The following is a 20,619-nucleotide window of genomic DNA, read 5'->3' on the forward strand; positions in this document are numbered from 1 at the left end:
CGAGCGCGACTGGCTAATAGGCGCCACCGGTATCAATGGTCAGATGGAGCATGTCGTCCTCGAGAATCCTGATGAAATGCTCGTCCTCCTGCAGGAGTTCCTCCAGCACGTCACTGTCGGAAAGCACGCCGATGACGCGCCCGGATTCGATCACAGGCAGGTGCCGGATCCGCCGGGTATGCATCGATGCGAGGCATTGATCGCAGGTATGCTCGGGCGTCACGTAAAGCACCTGGGTGGTCATGATGTCGCCAACCCTGGTGTTCGCGGCGTTGCGGCCAAGCACCTCGACCTTGCGGGCGTAGTCGCGCTGAGACAGCACGCCAACCAGATTGCTGCCCTGCAGCACCAGCACCGTCGTCACGTCCTTGTCGGCCATCAACTGCAACGCGTTCAGCACCGTGTCGTCGGGGCCCACTGAGATAACCTCCCGAGGGTTCCCGGACAGAATTTGCCGTGCTGTCTTCCTCTCCTTTTTCATGACCGCCTCCAGACAGAAAGGGGAGCATGTACGGACCACGCTTGATCAAAGCGAAATCAAAGCGAAATCGGAATACGGTCGTCCAGACCCAGCCAAGGCTGGCGGTATTTTCTTCTTCGTTGAATTGCAGTGTAGATCGCTTGACCTGAGTCGAACGAACATTTTCCGTTCCGGCGCTACGCCACTCGATGAGTCGAAGCGACGAGGCACCTGCCGCACGAGCGCGCCTTGCCCATTCGCAAGCGTCCGGCGCTAACTGTCGCCTCACCACCGCAGTCGCACCGGCAAACCCAGAATCCATCGCCAGCGTACCGCTCGGTCGTCAGCTGGCCGAAAACCTCGCCGCTCTTCAGCGCAGGTGAGCCCGGTCGCGACCGCCACACGCGACGCTGCTCACGGCAGCCGCAATCACGCACTGCACCGCTCTCTACCGTCTTCAGGGCGGAAGTCACATGGCCGCCGCATCGGCATCGCCAGAGCCACACGTCCGCGCCGCAATATTGAAGCGCGACGAGATCGCCAAAGGCGCGACCAGCGACATCGCGACTTGGCGGAAAAGGCCATCGAGGCTGCAAGGGGCGGCGGGTACGTTTGTTCACAGCAAGCAAAATGGGGTGCGGCGTCGTGTTCTCAAGCATACCTGCGCCTTTGATTCGGAGCGGGTCGACGCTTCGATCAGCTCATAGCCGTTGTGTGGTATTGCTCACACTTTGTTGCAATTTGCTGCAGGCGGCTAGAGTGCCCGCCCGGCAAGGCTTAGCGGCTCACGGCGAAACGTGGACACGGTTCCGCTTCCCACGGCAGGGTGAAGATTTCAAACGCTGAACCGTTAAAGGACTCAACCAGTGGGGAACACACACCATGAAGATTGAATCCAGCAATTTTCCGCTCGCGGCTTCGCAGAACGGTCCGCAACACGCAACGATCAACGGCGATCCGAAGGATACCGTCGAGTCCGCGCACCAAGTCAGCGCTGCCGCCGCGCAGAATTCGACGGTTAATCTCTCGTCAGTGTTCGCGATGCACACGTCCAGCGATTCGGATATCGACACGGCGAAGGTCGAGTCGATCAAGGCCGCCCTGCGTGACGGCAGCTACAAGGTCGATTCCGGAAAGATCGCCGACGGCATGCTAAGCACCGCGCGCGACCTGCTGCAAACGACTACTCGCTGACCGGCGGCTGAACATGGCTATACCGACGGCGGATAAGCGACGGAGGCGCCAGCGCTGACAGCCGTGAAGGCGAGCCATTGGCTTCATTGTCGGTCCGCGTTCGAGGTGGGGCACGCCTGCAACGCAGTGCATCGCAGGGAGAATTTTCGCTGCGGGCTTGTTCGAAAATTCTTCCCAAGACCCACCACCCGACTGCGGGAACGACGCCATTGCGCCGGTCTGCGTCGTTGCAAGGCAGTCGATGAAGACTCGTACGGCGTGATTGGCCGGCCGGGTGCCGGCCCGCAATTACTGGACGATCTTTTTCGCTTCGTCGCGCCAGTAGTGTTGCTGGTTCCACCCAAGAAGGCGCTTGAGCTTCTCGTTGCTGAGCAAGGTCTCGAACTCGCCGAGCTGCTTTTTGAGCGGCACGCCGGGGTAGTAGCGTCGGAGCAGTTCCGCGGTAGGTACGTCGGACGACACGTCGTCGGCCGCGACGTTCATGACCTGAAAGCCGAGGCCGTCCTTTTCGATGGCAAGCCGGCACGCGTTCGCGAGATCGCGCCCGTCGATATAGCTCCACGCAATCCTCTTGCGCAGTGCTGGATCCTTGAGCCACGCCGGAAACTTCGCGTAGTCGTTGGGTTCGAGCACGTTGCCAATACGAAAGCAGTAAATGTCAGAGCCGGTGCGCGCGTGGAACGCCTTCGCCGTCACTTCGTTGATAACCTTCGACGTCGCGTAGCTGTCCATCGGGTTCACCGGGTATTCCTCGTCGAGCGGGAAGTACTCTGGACTGCGATCCCGGTGCGCGAAAACCATACCGTACGTGGTTTCGCTCGATGCCACGATCACCTTGCGGATGCCAAGCTTCGACGCTGCGTCGAGGATGTTGTACGTGCCCATCACGTTGATCCGGTAGACCTCGTTGTCGGGCGTGATCATGATGCGAGGGATCGCCGCAAAATGCACAATCGCGTCGATCGGCTTTGGTTCGAGGTCGTCGGCGAATTCTCCCGGCGCGGTGCTCGATGCCAGCGCATTGAATACCTGGCCCGCATCGGTGATGTCCGTAATCAACGTGCGCGCCGTGCGCGCCGCCATCGGCACGCGATCAAGATTCATCACCTCGTAGCCGTGCTCGACCAGGTTCTGAACCACCCATTTTCCGGCCAGGCCGCTGCCGCCGGTCACGATCACTCGCTTCGTCATGTGCTCCTCTTCTCCTGTTTTCCTACTTGTTTTAGCGCTTTTCCGCGCGTGTCGCGCGGCCTCATTCCATCATAGGATCGTTGCGCCCCGTGTCCTTGATTCGGCAGTAACAGTTCTGACGTTGAGTTGTGCGGCTCCAACTGGCCGTCCTCTGCCCTATGCGGCCGGCTGGAGACGACGTTCAGGCGTTGATCCAGGCTCGCGCCTGTTCCAGCTCGTTGAGGTGGAACACCTTGATTTCAGCCTTCGTAAAGAACCGGGCCAAATGCGTCGAGGCGCGAATCCAGCCCGCGTCGGCCACGACGGCGGCGCGCGTGACCTTGCGGGCGACGGAGACGCCGAGCGTCATGTCGGTCCATAGCGCCTTCGGCTCGATGCCGCTGAAATGCTCAATGCGTTCGAGCACGCGGGTCTTACCGTTCAGTTCAAGATCACCACGCATGCGCTCGATGGCTTCGCGCAGTTCATGGTCGGTGATTTTGCCTTCGACGGATATTTCGATGACCGGCGAATCGGGAACGGTGTGATACAGGATCATGGCAGGACCCCTGGCCAGAGAGACGTTACACGCTCAGGCACGGACGAGCCTGGCGTTCGACGGTGTACTCATGGTACCTCTTTCCACGCGCTCGGTTAGGCCACGAGCCGATCTTCCCCTGAGAGGCAGTCGAGGCCATCACGCTTGCGCCTTGCCGACAGGTTGACCTCACCCTCGGTCGCATGGACCTCGTCGAAGCAGCCCGGATGATCCGCGATGGCCTGCGCATAACGCTGGTGCGTGGCGGTTGCAAGCACGAGCGCACGGCCGGCCGCGAGCCGCGCCTTCAGGCCCGCTTTGCCACCATGCAGCAGCCAGACTGGCAGTTGCCAGCAGCGCAGCGGCGAGGCCTTCAGAAAGGCCCGCACGCACTCGATCAGAACGTCGGAGCGCAACTGCGTGCCGTCGAGATCGACGACGAGCGGCCGGCCGCGATACGGCGTGATGGTCCGCGTGGCTCACGACTGCGGCACGATCACGAACAGTTGGTAGGGATGCGCAGGCAACTCCCGTCCCCATGCGGTCTTGCTCACCTCAAGCGCAATCGGCGCTGCATGGCTTAGCGACGATGCCGTCGCGATGCAGCCTCGGTCGTCGCCACGGCACACAATCAGCGAGCCCCGGCGCGCGAAATCGGCGGGTGTGAGCCAGGGCGTTGCCGCCGGCCAGTGTAGGTCCCAGAAGCGGGCGCGGCCGCCGTCATAGAACACCATCGAAGCGGCCTCATGCGTCGAGCCCGCCACGATCGACAGCGGCTGGCTGGTGCGTTCGTGCCACACCGCCTGCGCGGCTGCCGCGAGTTCCGCGCGCGGCTCGGCCGCGTCGTCGGAATTGCGCCGCGCCCCTGTGTAGCCGACCACTGCCGATACCGCGAGCACCAGCGCCCAGTACACCGCCATGACCCGTATGGCACGCTGCGGCGCGAACTCGAAGCGGGCCTGCACGAGCACGGCAAGCCAGAGCGGTACCATTGCGAACCACTGCGCCATGCCCCAGACCGAGGCCATCTGCGTCTTGCCGATCACGGACAGCACGCCCACCGCGAACAGTGGCCCCAGCGCGAGCCACCAGAGATCCGGGTACGACGCGCTCCGAACAACGCTCAGCGCCATGAGCCGCGCAGCCCCGCGCGTGCGCACCATCAACAGCACGAAAACGAAACTGAGCGCGAGATAGCCGATCTGCGCGAGCGTGTAGATGCCAAAGCGCCCGACCGCGGCGAGAAGCGTGCCGCCGGTGCGTTGCGCGGCATACTCGAGCGTCGGGAAATGATTCACCATCATCCAGTGCACATGCGGGGCCAGCACGGCGATACCCGCCGCCACCGCGAGCAGCGAATCGAGGCTGACGAGGCGCGCACGCCATGCGGGACGCGCGAGCAATGCCAGCAACAGCCCGAGCAGCAGCACGATCGTGAAGTACTTGCCCAGCACGGCAAGCGCCGCGCACGCCCCGAGACCGAGCGCCGCGCCGCTGCGCGCGAGGCGGCTGCCCGGCTGCACGTAGCGGACGAAAAAGTAGGCGGTCCACGGCCAGACCGACAGCAGGATCGCGTTCGGATTGAATTTGATGGCGAGATTCGAGTAAAGCGGCGAGACCGCCATCGCAAGCCCGGCGATGATCGCGATCTGGCGCGGCACGAAGCGCCCGGCGAGCGCGACGATCCCGGCCAGGCCGACCAGCACGTTCACCGCCGACAGCGCGAAATACGCGAGATCGGTATGCGGGAACACGCTGAACCAGGCCGCTGCGACCCACGACGAAAGCGGCGGGTGCTTCGCGTAACCGGCCTGCCACTCGATGCCCCAGACATAGGTCTCGACCATGTCGCCCTGGATGTCGAGATTGCCGCGCGCGAGCCAGGCGGCGAGCGTCCAGACCAGCGCGTGGAAGGGTAACAGCCAGCCGAGTGATGCGATGCGCGCGGCGGCAGGTTTGTCGGAGGCTGAGCCGAGCGACGTGGGATTCGAAAGCTGGGTCGACATTGAACCTTGGGGTCTGTGTGCCGCCGTACCGGGCAGCGTTTTGGCCCGGCATTGTAATATGAGCTTACGGAGGAGGGGCGCGATCCTGACAGACTGCCCGGCAACCCGTGGCGCCCGATCAAATTAAAAAGGCTTTGATGAAGGGCCGGGGGTGCGGCAGAAATTGACCCGTGTGGTCAAGCCGGAGAGCCGATTCTCTTGACGCGGCGCTCAACTCGGCCGCAATCAACACCTTTGCCGGCTGCATGCTGGAAGCAATCCACTCCACGCTTGCGGTTGATATCGAGAAACGCCTAGCAATTGCAGATGCGCTTGAGGAAGCTCCGAGCTGGGCGTGGATCGTATCAACCCTGACACAAGCCGCGCAACCGTCGCCAGTGTTCCAGTGGATCTGATGGCGAAAAGCTGCGCGTGACGCGCGATAGCGCGTCTCGAAGTCGCAATTCTTTGAGCGCGACGTGTACCGACGGGTCGTGCGCGACGGATTCGACCCGTCGATGCAATAGTTTGCTGGCATCGTTCGGCTGGGGCCCCGTGTTTTGGCTGCAAAACGCGTCGCCATCAGTCGCAAAGCAGCCCCACCATCGGAATCGCCGGGGTTCGTCCCGCGATCAGGTCGGCCGTGATTCGAGCCGATCCGTGTGACATGGTCCAGCCGATATGACCGTGACCGGTATTCAGATAAAGATTGCGATACTTCTTGCGCCCAAGAAACGGCAAGTTCGTCGGCGTCATCGGCCTGAGACCGGCCCACATTTCGGCGCGATCGTAGTTGGCGCCGGCCGGGTAGAGTTCTTGTGTCACGCTCTTCATAAACGCAAAATCAGAAGGCTTGTGGCTCGTGTCGTAGCCAGCAAACTCCGCCGTTGCGGTGACCCGGATCCGGTCGCCGAAGCGCGAGATTGCGACCAGGTTGTGCTCGTCGACCACTGCGACCGAGGGTGGCAAGGGCCGGCCATCGATCGGAATCGTGAGGGAGTATCCCTTGATCGGATAGATCGGAAGATCGATGCCGATCTGTCGGCCAAGAACCGGACTATATGGGCCAAGGGCGAGCACATACGCGTCGGCTTTTACAAGGCCGCGACTCGTTCTTATGCCCACCACGTCCTGCCCAGCGGTTTCGAAGCCGTCGATGGTGGTGTCCGTCAGAAGCGTACCGCCACGCTCGACAATCTTTTCCGCAAGGGCGCGGGTGAACTTCGCAGGGTCTCCGGTCTCATCGGTCGGGCAGTAAATGGCACCCGCTATCCTGTTTTTTGCCGAAGCCAGCGACGGGTCGAGTGCGACGACCTGATCGCGGCTGAGAACCATGATGACTTGCCCATCGGATTCCAGCAGCTTCATATGCTCGACTCCGCGATCCTGCGCTTCCTGAGTCCGATGAAAATACAGAATTCCGCGGTCATTTCGATCGTATTCGATGGCGTCCTCAGCGATCACATTCTGTAGCACGCGTTGCGAGTACGCGGCAAGCCGATGCTTGAGCAGGGTATTGCGGCGTGCCTTCTCTGATGTGCATTCCATCAGGAAACGCCACGACCAGCTATAAAGCCTGGGATCTGCCGAGAACTTGAACCGCAACGCCTGATCTTTCAGCACCAGCGATTTGAGCAGAATCATGGGCGCTTTGGGCGAGGACCAGACAAAGGAATGCCCGGGCGCGATCATGCCCGCGTTACCCCAACTGGTTTCCGATGCGACTAAAGGCTGCCGCTCGACGATCACCACCTCATGGCCATCCTTCTGCAACTGGTACGCAGTTGTCACACCGACTACCCCGCCACCGAGCACGATAACTTTCATGATGTCCTCAGATACAAGGGCGCCGGCGGGCATTCAAGGCAGCGCGGTCTCGCTCTGGCTTTTGTGCTGCGCCACCATCGATTCCTGCTGGACAGGAGGCACCAGTCTCACTTCCATTGCGGCTGATTCAGCACCATTCCGTGCTGCCCTTTGTAGGCAGCCACCGCCGGCGGCGTCCATCCATCCAGCATCCGTGGCGCGAGTTGCCAGACCTCGACGCCAAGCGGCCGGCACACTTCCAGCGGGTCGCGCGCGTCGGGTCCCCACATCGGCACTGACAGATCGCCGCCCGGACAGGTCGACAGCGCGCACAGCAAATCGATCTCCGCGAAGAATTCGAGGTAATCGCCTTTCTTCGCCGGACACGCCTTCATGAAGTATTTGTCCTCGAGATTCAGGCCGGTGCACTGGAACACGTTGAGCACGTCGTGGACGTCGTACTCAGTCAATCCATACGGGGCGATGGCGCGCGTCAGGTTGGAGTGGCAGTGAAAATGGAAATCCTCGCCGGTCAGCATGCGGTTCACGTAGGGGTCGCAGCGCGTGCCGAGCAGATCGTGGACACGGCCGCCGTGCTCGTCGACGCCGTAGCCTGCGAGACTGTCATCCGTGATGGTTACCATCGGACGCAGGAATGGCAGCGTCGACCACAAACGGTCGAACGTGCTCACGTGCGCCTGCTGCAACTGGCGCGTGCGCGACGCCCACATGCGCTCGCGCGGGTTGTGCCGGTTCCACATGTTCAGGTCGGCAACCTGCGGGCCTTCGATCGTGACAATGCGAAACACGTGGCCGGCCGGCACGGTCCACGCTTGTCCCGAGCGGATCGGCACGACGATCGATTCGACCAGCGTGCGGGTGTCGTGCTGAGAGGCGATGCGCCGATAGAACGTCTTGTCGACGTCGAGCGCTGAGCCTTTGGTGGACTGATAGGCAGCAGGATGATTCAGCATGATGCATTCTCCGTCGAACTCAGGCCGGCGCCGTGCCGCGACGAGGCGGCGTCGTCATCGCCCGGGCGACGCAGCACCGCAACGACCCTTTCCTTATCGATCTCTGACATGTTTTTTTTGCCTCCATGACGTCTGACCCGTTTCAGCCAATGTCGATTGCCCAGTTGGCGGGTTACTCTGCCGAGATGGCACTGCCGCCCAGATAGGCAGCGCGGACCCGGCTATCCTGAGCCAGCTCGCGGGCGGACCCCGCGAGCGCAATGTGCCCACTTTCCAGCACGTAAGCCCGATGAGCGATCCGCAACGCCTGGCGGGCGTTCTGCTCGACGAGGAGAATCGAGGTGCCTTCGCGGCAAATGTCGGCGATCATGCCGAAGATCGCGCGGACCAGCTTCGGCGCGAGTCCCATCGACGGTTCGTCCAGCACCACGATACGCGGGCGCAGCATCAGGGCACGGGCAATCGCCAGCATCTGCTGTTCGCCGCCGCTGAGCGTGCCTGCGAGCTGGCTGCGTCGCTCGCCGAGCCGGGGGAAAGTCGCATAGAGCTGATCCCTTCGCTGTTGCAATGCCGCACTGTCGCGCCGGATCAGATAGCCGCCGAGATGCAGATTTTCCTCCACCGTCAGCGCCCCGAAAATGCGCCGCCCCTCTGGCACATGACCCAGACCCAGCGCCACGATCTGGTGTGCGCGCAAGCCCTTCAGGCGCTGGCCAGCCATTGCAATGTCGCCCGCGCGCGGCCGGATCAATCCGGAAATCGCCCGCAGTGTGGTCGTTTTTCCCGCGCCGTTGCTGCCGAGCAACGCGACGATCTCGCCCTCTGCGACGTCCAGCGAGATGCCGTGCAGCACTTCGACCGTCCCATAGCTCACACGCAGATCGCGGATTTCTAGGAGTCCCACAGCGATTTCTCCCCGGCGGTATCGTCGCTCGCCTCGTCCTTTTCGGCTGTGCCGAGATAGGCATCGATCACACGCGGGTCCGCCTGAATCGCGGCGGGCTGGCCCTCGGCGATGATGACGCCGTGGTCCATCACGATGATCCGGTCCGACACGCCCATCACCAGCATCATGTCGTGCTCGATCAGCAGCACCGTCACGCCATGATCCCGGATCCGCCGGATCAGTTCCATCAGCGCGCGTTTCTCGGTCGGGTTCATGCCTGCAGCCGGCTCATCGAGCAGCAGGAGGCGAGGGCTGCTGGCGAGCGCACGGGCGATCTCCAGCCTGCGTTGGTCGCCGTAGGGCAGATCGGCGGCGCGCTCGCCCGCCCTGCCGGCAAGACCGACGAAGGCGAGCCAGCGCAGGCCTTCGGTGGAATGGTCCGCCGCCTCGGCGCGCGCGGACGGCAACGCCAGAAGCTCGGCTGCGAGCGGTGTCCGAAGCCGATGGTCCATGCCGGTCAGGACGTTTTCGAAGGCCGTCATGTGGCCGAATAGGCGGATGCCCTGGAAGGTGCGCGCCATGCCTTGATGGACGATGCGATGAGGCGCGCCGCCGGCAAGCCGTTCCCCGCACCAGACGATCTCGCCGCCAGTCGGGCGGATGACGCCGGTCAGGCAGTTGAACACGGTGGTCTTGCCGGCGCCGTTCGGACCGATCAGGCTCACGATCTCGCCGCTCCGCACCATGAAGCTGACACCGCCGACCGCCAGCACGCCACCGAATCGGCGCTGCATGTCGCGCACCTCCAGCAGGATCTCATCGGTGACGGCGTGATCGGGCACAGCGACGCGATCGGCGTCAGCGCCCTTGCGCGGCGGCGCGACGCGGCGCAACGGCGCTGGCCACAACCCCTGCGGCCTTAGCAGCATCAGGATCACGAGCCCGATCGCGAAAGCGAAGATGCGCCAGAGGTTGAGAAAACGCAGAATCTCCGGCAGGCCGGCGACGATGATGGCGCCGAGGAGCACACCGGGAATGCTGCCCCGGCCGCCGAGCACGACGACAATCAGGATCGTGACGGACTGCAGATAGGTGAAGCCGGTCGGATCGATGGTGCCGAAGCGGGCGGCGAACAGGCTGCCGCCCAGGCCGCCGATCAGCGCGCCCATCACATAGGCAAGCAGCTTGACGCGCAGCGTCGGCACGCCGACGGCCTCGGCAGCTGCCTCGTCCTCGCGGATGCTGGTCCAGGCGCGGCCCAGCCGCGACTGGCCGAGCCGGATGGCGAACACCAGCACCAGCACGAGGAACGCCATGCCCAGTTCGTAAAGCGCTAGCGGCGAACTGATCTCGAAACCGAACAGGCTCGGGCTCGCGATGCCGAAGATGCCGTTCGGGCCGCCCGTAATGTCGAGATTGGTGGCGACGATACGCGTGATTTCGCCGAACCCCAGCGTGACGATCGCCAGATAGTCGCTGCGCAGGCGCAGGGTGGGATAGCCGATGACGATGCCCGATACCCCGGCGAACGCCAGACTGAACGGCAGCGTCTCCCAGAACGAGAAGTGCAGCAGGGTTTCCAGCAACGCCGTTGTGTATGCGCCGATCGCGAAGAAGGCCGCGTAGCCCAGATCGAGCAATCCGGCATAACCGACTACGATGTTCAGCCCAAGACCCAGGATCGAATAGGTGACGATGGTCAGGCCGACATCGACGACATAGTTGCCGGCGACCGCGGGCAGCGCCACGGCGGCGGCCAGCAGCGCACCGCCGACAGGCTTGGCCCAACGCGCGGAAGCCTGACTGGCGCTCATGGACTACATTCTCTCGACAACGCGTTCGCCGAACAGCCCGGTCGGCTTGATCACGAGCACGGCGATCAGTACGCCGAAGACGAACACGTCGGTCCATTGCGAAGAGACATAGCCCGCGCCGAAGGCTTCGAGCAGGCCAATCAGGATGCCGCCCGCCATCGCGCCCGGGATGTTGCCGATGCCGCCAAGCACGGCGGCGGTGAACGCGCGCAGGCCTAGCACGAAGCCCATGAAGAAATTGATCTGCGTGTAGTAAAGACCCTCCATGACGCCCGCCACGGCGGCCAGCACCGAGCCGAGCAGAAAGGTGAGCTGGATCAGGCGTTCGACGTCGATGCCCATCAGACGCGCGGCGTCCTGATCGATCGCCAGCGCGCGCATCGCGGTGCCAAGGAAAGTGTGGTGAACGAAGAAATACAGTGCCAGCATCAGGGCCAGGCTCGTCACGATGATGCCGATCTGCGCGAAGGTGATCTGCACGCCGTGGAGTTCGAAGCCGGCCTGGCTCAGCACGTGCGGATAGGTGCGAAAGCCCGCGCCGTAGATCAGCAGCACCCCATTTTGCAGCGCCAGCGAGACCCCCAGCGCCGTAATCAGAATCGACAGCCGCGGCGCGCGCAGCAACGGCTGATACGCGAGCCGCTCGATCAGCAGGCCGAGCGCGCCTGTGACCGTCATTGCGGCCACAAGGGCGATCAGCAGTGCCAGGGCGAGCGGCAGATGCGCGGATGCAAGAACCATCAGACCGGTCCAGCCGATGAACGCGCCGACCATGAACAGGTCGCCATGAGCGAAGTTGATCAGCCGGATGATTCCGTAGACCATCGTGTAGCCGAGGGCGACGAGCGCGTAGAACGAGCCGGTCGTCAGCCCTTCGATGACGAACTGGAAGAAGTCGCTCATGACGGGGGCGCGCGCGTAATGACGCCTACTTCATCGCCACCCAATGTCCGCTCGCATCCTGCCGCTGGTAGGGCTCGAAGTTGTCGTTGTGCACGATGATGGTGATGTACACGGCTTTACTGCGGTCCCCCTTCGGATTGAAGGCAATCGTTCCGGTCGCGCCCGGGTAGTTCGAGATCTTGTGCAGAGCAGCCGTGATCGCGGCAGGCTGTGCCGATTTTGCGTCCGCGATGGCTTTCGCCGTGACTCCGACAGCATCGTATTCATAGACCGAATACGGTCCCGGCGCTTGCCCGTAAGCCTTCGTATAGTCATCGACGTAGGCGTGCGCGCCGCTCAGGAACTGCGCGAGCGGTGCCGTCGTGATGATCATGCCGTCGGCGGCGGGACCAGCCGTCTTCATCAGGGTGGGGTCATTGGTGGCGTCGCCGCCCATGAAGGTCATTTTCAGACCCAGTTGCCGCGCCTCCTTGACCAGCAGGCCGGCTTCGGAGAAATAGCCTGTGTAGTAGATCACGTCAGGCTTCAGTGAGGAGACCCGCGTGAGCGTCGGTGAATAGTCCATCTGTCCGGGCGTGATCGAATTGGCGTACACGACATCGACACCGCCCTTCTTCAGGGCTTGCACGGTGTTCTGGGCGAGGCCTTTGGAATAGGTCGTGTTGTCGTCGATCACCGCCACGTGCTTCGCGTGCAGAACGTCTTTCATGAAGCTTGCCGCGAATGGGCCCTGCTGGTCGTCACGGCCGATCGTGCGGAACACGTTGTCGTACCCCATCTCGGTCAGTTGCGGATTCGTCGACGCATCCAGCACGTAGGGAATCCCGGCGCGATGAAAGGTTGTCGATTCCGGCAGCGCCGCGCTGGAGCAATATCCGCCCGCTACCGCGACAACGCCCGCATCGACGAGTTTCTGTGCCGCCTGCACCGCGGTCTGCGCGTCACAGGCGTCGTCCTCGGGCACCAGCTCGATCTGCTTGCCGAGCACGCCACCGGCCGCGTTGATTCTGGCGGCGGCGAGCTTCGCGCCATTGACAATATCCGTGCCGGCGTTGGCACTGCTGCCCGACAGCGGGACGGGCACGCCGATCTTGATGGTGGCGCCCTGGCTTAGCGCCGAACCGGGAGCCATGCCGACAAGCAGGGCCACGGCGGCCGCCATGCCCGCAAAGGTCGTTTGCCGCGAGCCTCGCTCTGCACCGGACCAGCCAATCGTCTGAGCAAACATGTTAGCGACTCCTTATTGTGAGAGGGATCGGACGATCCGCCACCCGGGTATACCGGTGACATCAGAATGCGGACGGAAATGGGGCGATTGCGTGTGATTCATACCCACCAGGTCAACGGCGTGACTGCTGGTTTCACCGGAGCGCTGACACTGACACTAAAGCGCTTCTTTCATGATAGAAGCCGGTGTGCGTTGGGACGGTATAGGGTATTTGCGTATAAACCGTTACACAAAGGCGGCGGCAATCCTCTACCTTTAAGAGGCAGTGACGACAGAGACTCGCGGGCCCGAAAGCGACATGACAGGACGACTCCGAAATGAGTGCGATTGCACAGCATGACGACGTGTACACGAAGCTCGATTTCACCCTGGACGACGGCGTCTGCCGTCGTGCCGCGATTGGGCTCGTGGTGCTCGCCACCGATCATACGATCGAGCATGAGTGGCGGGGCTTGCTGACGCAGGACGGCGTGGCGTTTTACGAAAGCCGTGTGTATAACTCGGCGGACATCACGCCCGAACGGCTAGCGGAAATGGAGGACCGTATTGCACCGGCGGTCGCGCTGATCCGTCCGGCCGAGCGTATCGATGTGGTGGCGTTTGGCTGCACGTCCGCGTCGATGGTGATTGGGGAGGAAAAGGTGTTCGCGCGGATTCGCGAAGCGCGTGCGGACGCCGCGTGCACTACGCCGATCACCGCGGCGCTGGCGGCGCTTCGCGCACTAGGCGTCCAACGTACGGCCCTGCTTACTCCCTATGTGCGTTCGATCAACGAATACATGCGCGACTATATCGAGTCGCGTGGGCACGGCATTACGCGCATGGCGTCGTTCGAGCATGCGAACGATAACGAAGTGGCGCGGATCGATGCGGCGTCATTGCGAACTGGTGTTGAGCGACTCGCGCGCAATCGTGACGTGGACGCGATTTTCGTATCGTGCACGAGCTTGCGCATCGCCGGGTTGATTCCGGAGCTGGAGGCGGCGATCGGCAAGCCGGTGATATCGAGCAACTACGCGATGGCGTGGCACGCGTTGCGGCTCGCCGGCGTGGGAGATTGCGAGCCTCATCTTGGGCGGCTGTTTGCGCTGTGACGTTGTACCTTGAAACGCGACGCAGCGCGACGGGGCGACCATGCGGCGATCGACGCCGAGGCCATGTTCCAGACATCGACGCGCGCCACAGACGCGGTAGGCGTCGGATGAACCGCCGCAGGTATCGCTCATCGAAGCGTCTGCGCGGCGGCAGGACTACGACGACTGCCCGTCATTTCCCAGCATGGTTCGACGACATGCCGGCGCGCCGCAATGACACGCGTACTGGGCGCGAATGTCGTCGGTGACCGCGCCGTCCACTGACAGACCGTAGTTGATGAAAAGCTCCTCCCCGGGCGCGATCGTGGCGAGCGCATGAATGAACACCCGATCGCCCGTTTCGATGGCCTCGCAGTTGGGGGCGCACGCATGGTTCAGAAAGCGGGCGCTGTTGCCGCCGCGGCTGCCGTCGATCACTCGTCCGTCGGACAGCCCAAACACGAACGTGTGGCCCGCGTCGGCTCGCTGGCGGGCGGCGGCGCGCCGCCAGCTGGTCACTTCCCCCTTGTACTCGATCACCCGTTCGCCCGCGGCGATCGGCTGCAGGGCGAACAGTCCCATGCCATGCACTGGTGAGCGTCGTGCGGTGATGCGTCGCAATCGCATGTTGTAGTTTCCTTCAACTCTCGGTCGTTGCATGTGGTTTAGCGGCGATGCGAAGCATATCGCCACACACTCAGGCGCTCAATATTTTTCTTTTTAAAAGCGCAACTAACGGCCAAGGACGGGCCGCGCCAAGGGTTCCGGCTTTGCCGCAACGAGGCTGGCAACGGTCGACGGTTAGAGTGAGCTCATCAAGTCGCATGTCCAAGGCACCACGCTGGCACAACAGTCGGCTCAGGCAAACGAGCGGCTGGCCGCCGCTGCGCGCTTGCGCAACCAGTTCATGCAGGCGAACAGGGCGATGGCGAACGCCATCAGCAGTGTGGCCACGGCAAGGATCGACGGGTCGATCTGGTCACGGATGCCACTCCACATCTGTCGCGGCACGGTGCGCTGCTCGGGGCCGCCAATGAACAGAATGACGATCACTTCGTCGAACGACGTCGCGAATGCGAACACACTGCCCGTCGCGACGGCGGGCGTGATCAGCGGGAGCGTGACGCGACGAAACGCGACCCACGGCTGCGCGCCCAGGCCCGACGCAGCCCGAAGCAGGCTTTGATCGAACGACAGCAGCGAAGCCGTCACGGTGATCACCACGAAGGGCGTACCGAGCGCGGCATGCGCAAGCACGACGCCGAGATACGAATTGACCAGGCCGAGCGGCGAAAAGACCAGATAAAACCCTGCCGCGACGACAACGATAGGCACGATCATCGGCGACACGATGATCGGCATGATGATCGAGCGGTAAGGAAACTGCGTGCGGCTCAAGCCGAGCGCGGCGAGCGTGCCGAGCACCGTCGCGATCAGCGTCGACGCCGCGCCGATGCCGATGCTGTTGGCAAACGCGCGTTGCCAGTCCGGCGAACTCAGCGCCTGCGCGTACCAGCGCAGCGAGAAGCCCTGCATCGGGTAGGAGAAAAACGAGCCGGAGTTGAACGACAGCGGCACGATCGCGAGGATCGGCGCGACGAGGAAAAAGAAAATGAGCGCGCAATGCACACGTAGTCCCGCGCCCGCGATGCGTTCCGAGAGTAGCCGGGTTCGTCCGTCTTTCATCTGAGTCTGCCTGTTAGCGTCGGTTGCGCGGCGCGTTAGCCGAAGCGCAAGCGGTCGATACCGACCAGCCGGTTGAAGATGAAATAGAACACCGCCGTGAATGCGATCAGATAGCACGACAGCGCACCCGCGAGTCCCCAGTTGAGCCGATCGTTGGTCTGCGACGCGATCAGCTGGCTGATCATTTCGTCGCCGGCGCCGCCTAGCAGGGCGGGGGTGATGTAATAACCGAGCGCGAGCACGAACACGAGAAAACATCCCGCGCCGACACCCGGCAGCGTTTGCGGAATATACACTCGCACGAAGGCCACAGCCGGATGCGCGCCGAGGGATTTCGCCGCGCGCATGTACACGGGCGGGACACCTTTCATCACCGAAAAGATCGCGAGGATCATGTACGGCAGCAGGATATGTGTCATGCCGATCAACACGCCCGTGCGATTGAAAATCAGCGGCAACGGATGATTGATGAGCCCAAAGCGGAGCAACGCGCTGTTGATTACACCACCTGGTTGCAGCAGCACGTACCACGCGGTGGTCCGCACCAGCAGCGAGGTCCAGAACGGTACGATCACGAAGAGAATCAGCCGGTTGCTCTGGTTCTCCGGCAGTGTCGCGAGCAGATACGCCACGGGATAACCCAGCACCAGGCACAGCAGCGTGACCGTCGCACTTATCGTAACGGTGCGTCCGAAGGCCGCGCGGAAGATGGCACTGTCCGCCGCGACGGACGTCACCGAGCCATCAGGCGCGACTTGCGCGTCGACGGCGTTCAGCAAATAGTCGGGCGTGGGCGAGATCGACGCACGCTTGAGCAGACGCCAGGTTTCCGGTGCGTTCCAGCGTTCGTCCAGATCGATCAGGGCGGGCTTCCATTGCGCGGGTGTTTCCGAACGTGTGGCACGCGCCGTCTTGAAGAGCAGGCTGCGGAACTCCGGTTGATAGAAGTTCATGCGCCGCGCGATATTGCCGAGCTGGCCGGATTCGCTGGCGTCCTTCAGGTCGTGCGCGAGTGCGGCAAAGGCCGGTTCGCCGGGTACGCCCGCACCGTCCCATCCGGCCAGCGCCGCGCTCAACTGCGGCATGCCGGCGCGCACTTCAGGGTTTCGCACGCTGCGCGCGAGCAGGCTCGCGATCGGCGCGACGAACGTCACCAGCAGAAAGATGAGCAACGGCAAAGCCAGCAACAAGGCGCGCATCGCGGCCTTGCGGCGCGCGGCGCGGAACGACTCGCGGTTCGCGGCCTGCGGATCGCGGCCAAAAGAGGCAGTGGATGGCAGCGGCGTGTTCATCGTGCTCGATCTCTCTGGTGACGTTCGTTCGACTTGGCGCTACTGCGTCAGCCAGTTCTGGAACCGCTTGTTGATCGCGTCCGCGTTATCGGCCCAGAACGTCGCGTTGATTTGCAGCGGACGCTTGAAGTTCTCCGGTGCCGTCGGCAGATCGTTCAGACGCGCCTTGTCGATCAGCGGAATGGCGTCCTTGCGCGGCGGCGCGTAGGCGATGTACTTCGACAGGTCCGCATAGGCCTGCGGTGTCGAGGATGCGATGATGAACTTCCGCGCCGCGTCGGCATGCTTCGCGCCGTTGACCACGGCCCACCATTCGTAGTCGTACACCTGTGCATCCCAGACGATCTTGAAGGGCTTCTTGTCCTTGTGCACGGCGTCGTCGATGCGGCCGTTGTACGCCTGCGTCATCACGACCGCGCCGTCGGCGAGCAGTTGCGGCGCCTGCGCACCCGCCTCCCACCAGACGATGCTCGGCTTGATCGTGTCGAGCTTCTTGAACGCGCGATCGACGCCAGCCGGCGTGGAGAGCGTCTTGTACACGTCCTTGGGCGCCACGCCATCGGCTATCAACGCCCATTCCATCGCGACCTTCGGCGATTTGCGCATGCCGCGCTTGCCCGGGTACTTGTTGAGGTCGAAGAAGTCGTTGATGGTAGTAGGCGCGGATTTCAGTTTGCTGGTGTCGTACGCATAGACGGTGGACCACACCATCGCGCTGACGGCGCAGTCACTGATCGACCCCGGCAGGAAATCGCTGGTGTTGCCGAGCGCCTTTTTGTCGAACTTGGCGATCAGGCCTTCGTCGCACGCGGTGATTGCGTCGTTGGTTTCGAGGTCGATCAGATCCCAGGTCGGGTTCTTCGACTGTTCCATCGCTTGCAGCTTGGCAAGGCCGCCATCGTAGGACTCGGTGGAGAACTGGTCGCCGGTTTTCGCGGTGAACGGTTCGAACCATGCCTTTTTCGCGGCGGCTTCGTACGCACCGCCAAAGGTGACGACGGAAATCGTATCGGCCGCGTGAACCGTGGCCGTGGCAAACACCCCGAGCGCGCACGCCGCGAATGTGGTCCGGAATAACGAGAGTGTGGTCTTCATTTCTAGTTGGCTCCTGCGATAAGTGGCGAGGCGGACGAGGGAACGGCAACAGCGGAATAGTCGGCGCCGCCGGACGCGGCGGCGGATTGCGGCGCGGCCGCCATTGCGGGCAGCACCTTGCAGTCGTCGCGCCGCCAGGTCACGGCGGTCTGACGGCCTAGTGCGGGCAGATCATGGTGCTGTGTGTTCGGCACCTTGACCACCATGCTTTCGCCATGACCGAGCTTCAAATGCACGCGATGATGATCGCCGCAGTAGACGAGTTCCTCGACGAGCGCGTGCACGACGTTCATGTTCTGCCGGGTCGCTTCCTGCACGGCGTCCGGCGTCGCCGCGATGTGCGCGCGCTCGGGACGCAGCGCCAGCACTGCCGTGTCGCCCGACGCGAGCCCCGCGCCTGGTCGTCCGCACACGGTGCTGCCGTCGGCCAGCTGCATCGCAGCCCATTCCCCGCCGCCGGAATTGACGCGACCGGTCAGTCCATTGTTCTCGCCGACGAAATTGGCAACGAACGCATTCGCCGCGTTTTCGTAGAGTTCGGTCGGTGCGGCGGCCTGCTGGATGCGTCCATCGGAAAACACGGCGACGCGGTCCGACATCGTCAACGCTTCGTTCTGGTCGTGGGTCACGTAGACGATCGTCAGCGACAGTTCGCGATGCAGCCGCATGATTTCGTATTGCATGGTTTCACGCAGGCGCTTGTCGAGCGCGCCAAGGGGCTCGTCCATCAGCACCACGCTCGGCTCGAAAACCAGCGCGCGGGCAAGCGCAACGCGCTGCTGCTGGCCACCGGACAGTTGCGACGGACGCCGTGCCGCCAGATGCGATAACTCCACCATGTCCAGCACGCGCGTCACGCGCGTTTTCTGTTCGCTTCGGCTTACCCTGCGCACGGACAGCGGAAACGCGACGTTCTCGGCAATCGTCATGTGCGGGAACAGCGCATAGTTCTGAAACACCATGCCGATATCGCGCCGATGGGGTGGCTTGTCGTCCAGACGCTTGCCGCCGAGGCGGATTTCGCCGCGCGTCGGCGCTTCGAATCCCGCGAGCATCATCAGTGTCGTGGTCTTGCCGGAACCGGACGGACCGAGCAGCGAAACGAATTCACCGTGCGCGACATCGAGATCGAGTCCCTCGACGACGCTATGCACGCCGTCGTATGACTTGCTGACGCCGTCGAACGAAATAAATGGTTGGCTTGACATGGGTAACTCGGCAGAGTGTTGGCGGTCCACGTGGGGCGGCAAATCACGTCGCGCCCAGGCGTCCCGCCAGATAGCGGGCGAAGTCGTAATTCGGCCGCTCCAGAGGGCTCAGATGGCCAGGCTTCGCGAGTGGCGCGTGCACGCCGCGAAACACGGCCTCGACGCCGCGCCGGTCCTCGGCGTTGACTTCGTCGAGCAGGGTCTTCAGCGTAGCCATGTAATCGGCGGCCCGCGGATCGTCGACGAAATCCGGCGCGAGGCCGCCGCCGAAGCGGATATGCACGCGGCCGACGCCCCGCGGCTGCAGGATCAGATACCAGAAGTAGCCGGGCGTCAGCGTGATCAGGTGTGTCGGGTAGATCGCCAGCAGCGCGGTGGTGCGGCGCCAGTGCCCTTGCAGGCGCGTGTTGGCGGGATGCACGTTGCCGATCGGCAGTGATGCTTCCTTGGTGATCCAGTGATAGTTGAACGCGGGGAAACCGGGCGGACATTCCATTTCTTCGAGCTTCGAGTGCGGTCCGACCGTTGCGCGATGCAGCATCGGCAGGTGGTAGCTCTCCATGAAATTTTCCGCGAGGATCTTCCAGTTGGTGTCCCACACGTGCTCTTCGTCGAAGGTCTCGACGTAGTTGCTCATGCCGTACGGCTCGATCAGCTTCGTCAGCCCGGACAAATGTGATTCCACCGAAGGCGCGTGCGGGTTGAGCGTTACGTAGATCCAGCCTTGCCACGTCTCGCAGCGCACGGCGGGCAGCTTGTATTGTTCCTTGCAAAAGCCCGGCTGCCGATCCATCAACGGCGCGCCCGCGAGCGAACCATCGAGCGTGTAGTTCCATGCGTGATAGGGGCACACGATCCGGCGCACGTTGCCGCGCCCTTCAAGCAATACCGACATCCGGTGCAGGCAAACATTCGAGAATGCGCGCAACGCACCGCTCGCATCGCGCAGCACGAACACCGGCTGGTCGTCGATTTGCGCGGTCAGATAGTCGCCGCTCTGTGCGAGCGCGCTCGCGCGGCCCACGCACAACCACTCGTTGCGAAACACGTCGCGCCGTTCGAGCGCGAGAAACGCCTCCGACGTGTAGACGGCCGGCGGCATGGCGTGTGCGTCCCCGAACGGACGCTCGCAGTTCTCGCGCAGGGCGCGAACGATGTCGAGCTCAGTGTCCGTCGACTGAAGAATGGCTGACATAGGGCCCCCCCCATCAGTGTGTGCATCCGATGAGCACCAATCTAACAATCCAAATTGCTAGGTAAAATATTGTTTTTGCATGCACTGCATAGCTCAAGCCTATGCCGGGACG

Annotated in this window: 18 protein-coding genes and 1 pseudogene; 2 read left to right on the forward strand and 17 right to left on the reverse strand. The window is 63.0% G+C overall.

Annotated elements, in window-relative coordinates; all coding sequences use genetic code 11:
- Window positions 1–13: 13 nt before the first annotated feature.
- The gene (locus HDG39_RS10530; RefSeq protein ID WP_184005654.1) at window positions 14–481 is read right to left on the reverse strand and encodes a CBS domain-containing protein; all 468 of its coding nucleotides are present in this window, start codon (window positions 479–481) and stop codon (window positions 14–16) included.
- An 861-nt stretch (window positions 482–1,342) separates the two neighbouring features.
- On the opposite strand from HDG39_RS10530, the gene flgM reads away from it, so the two are divergent.
- Window positions 1,343–1,654, forward strand: coding sequence for a flagellar biosynthesis anti-sigma factor FlgM (gene flgM / locus HDG39_RS10535; RefSeq protein WP_184005656.1), 312 nt, complete (start codon window positions 1,343–1,345; stop codon window positions 1,652–1,654).
- 288 nt (window positions 1,655–1,942) lie between these two features.
- Here flgM and HDG39_RS10540 read toward each other — a convergent pair whose 3' ends face one another.
- The 10 genes and pseudogenes from HDG39_RS10540 to HDG39_RS10585 form a co-directional block, all read right to left on the reverse strand.
- Entirely contained in the window at window positions 1,943–2,845 is a 903-nt protein-coding gene (locus HDG39_RS10540) for an NAD-dependent epimerase/dehydratase family protein (protein WP_184005658.1), read from the reverse strand.
- A gap of 181 nt (window positions 2,846–3,026) precedes the next feature.
- On the reverse strand, window positions 3,027–3,383 hold the full coding sequence (locus tag HDG39_RS10545; protein ID WP_184005660.1) for a SpoIIAA family protein: 357 nt from the start codon (window positions 3,381–3,383) through the stop codon (window positions 3,027–3,029).
- 113 nt (window positions 3,384–3,496) lie between these two features.
- A pseudogene (locus HDG39_RS10550) lies at window positions 3,497–3,829 on the reverse strand (UbiA family prenyltransferase); the annotation flags it as partial.
- Window positions 3,830–3,841: 12 nt separating this feature from the next.
- Complete coding sequence (locus HDG39_RS10555; protein WP_184005664.1) at window positions 3,842–5,368, reverse strand: glycosyltransferase family 39 protein; 1,527 nt, start codon at window positions 5,366–5,368, stop codon at window positions 3,842–3,844.
- A 561-nt stretch (window positions 5,369–5,929) separates the two neighbouring features.
- The gene (locus HDG39_RS10560) at window positions 5,930–7,174 is read right to left on the reverse strand and encodes a D-amino acid dehydrogenase (RefSeq protein ID WP_184005666.1); all 1,245 of its coding nucleotides are present in this window, start codon (window positions 7,172–7,174) and stop codon (window positions 5,930–5,932) included.
- 107 nt (window positions 7,175–7,281) lie between these two features.
- Window positions 7,282–8,127, reverse strand: a complete 846-nt coding sequence (locus HDG39_RS10565) for an urea carboxylase-associated family protein (protein WP_184005668.1) — start codon at window positions 8,125–8,127, stop codon at window positions 7,282–7,284.
- A gap of 172 nt (window positions 8,128–8,299) precedes the next feature.
- Window positions 8,300–9,031 carry an ABC transporter ATP-binding protein gene (locus HDG39_RS10570; RefSeq protein WP_184005670.1) on the reverse strand — a complete coding sequence of 244 codons (732 nt, stop codon included), beginning with the start codon at window positions 9,029–9,031 and terminating at the stop codon, window positions 8,300–8,302.
- Entirely contained in the window at window positions 9,019–10,827 is a 1,809-nt protein-coding gene (locus HDG39_RS10575) for a branched-chain amino acid ABC transporter ATP-binding protein/permease (protein WP_184005671.1), read from the reverse strand. Before HDG39_RS10575 ends, HDG39_RS10570 begins: the two co-directional genes overlap by 13 nt.
- Window positions 10,828–10,830: 3 nt before the next feature.
- Window positions 10,831–11,730, reverse strand: coding sequence for a branched-chain amino acid ABC transporter permease (locus HDG39_RS10580; RefSeq protein WP_018422469.1), 900 nt, complete (start codon window positions 11,728–11,730; stop codon window positions 10,831–10,833).
- A 25-nt stretch (window positions 11,731–11,755) separates the two neighbouring features.
- A complete protein-coding gene (locus HDG39_RS10585; RefSeq protein WP_260327684.1) occupies window positions 11,756–12,892 on the reverse strand; it encodes a branched-chain amino acid ABC transporter substrate-binding protein in 1,137 nt (378 codons plus the stop codon).
- 383 nt (window positions 12,893–13,275) lie between these two features.
- Here HDG39_RS10585 and HDG39_RS10590 point away from each other — a divergent pair, with 383 nt between their 5' ends.
- Window positions 13,276–14,052 carry a maleate cis-trans isomerase family protein gene (locus HDG39_RS10590; protein WP_184005675.1) on the forward strand — a complete coding sequence of 259 codons (777 nt, stop codon included), beginning with the start codon at window positions 13,276–13,278 and terminating at the stop codon, window positions 14,050–14,052.
- A gap of 156 nt (window positions 14,053–14,208) precedes the next feature.
- On the opposite strand, the gene HDG39_RS10595 is transcribed toward HDG39_RS10590, so the two are convergent.
- The 6 genes from HDG39_RS10595 to HDG39_RS10620 form a co-directional block, all read right to left on the reverse strand.
- Window positions 14,209–14,658 (reverse strand): SET domain-containing protein, encoded by a 450-nt coding sequence (locus tag HDG39_RS10595; RefSeq protein ID WP_184005677.1) that lies wholly within the window; start codon window positions 14,656–14,658, stop codon window positions 14,209–14,211.
- Between the two features lie 231 nt (window positions 14,659–14,889).
- Window positions 14,890–15,717: an ABC transporter permease gene (locus HDG39_RS10600; RefSeq protein ID WP_184005679.1), complete on the reverse strand. Its 828-nt coding sequence runs from the start codon at window positions 15,715–15,717 to the stop codon at window positions 14,890–14,892.
- A gap of 35 nt (window positions 15,718–15,752) precedes the next feature.
- On the reverse strand, window positions 15,753–17,009 hold the full coding sequence (locus tag HDG39_RS10605; RefSeq protein WP_184005681.1) for an ABC transporter permease: 1,257 nt from the start codon (window positions 17,007–17,009) through the stop codon (window positions 15,753–15,755).
- 39 nt (window positions 17,010–17,048) lie between these two features.
- Window positions 17,049–18,104: an ABC transporter substrate-binding protein gene (locus tag HDG39_RS10610; RefSeq protein ID WP_184005683.1), complete on the reverse strand. Its 1,056-nt coding sequence runs from the start codon at window positions 18,102–18,104 to the stop codon at window positions 17,049–17,051.
- 2 nt (window positions 18,105–18,106) lie between these two features.
- Window positions 18,107–19,312 carry an ABC transporter ATP-binding protein gene (locus tag HDG39_RS10615; protein ID WP_184005685.1) on the reverse strand — a complete coding sequence of 402 codons (1,206 nt, stop codon included), beginning with the start codon at window positions 19,310–19,312 and terminating at the stop codon, window positions 18,107–18,109.
- Window positions 19,313–19,355: 43 nt separating this feature from the next.
- On the reverse strand, window positions 19,356–20,507 hold the full coding sequence (locus HDG39_RS10620; protein WP_184005687.1) for an SRPBCC family protein: 1,152 nt from the start codon (window positions 20,505–20,507) through the stop codon (window positions 19,356–19,358).
- Between the last annotated feature and the right edge of the window lie 112 nt (window positions 20,508–20,619).

The organism is Paraburkholderia lebeckiae (assembly GCF_014201005.1).
Classification (GTDB): domain Bacteria; phylum Pseudomonadota; class Gammaproteobacteria; order Burkholderiales; family Burkholderiaceae; genus Paraburkholderia; species Paraburkholderia tuberum.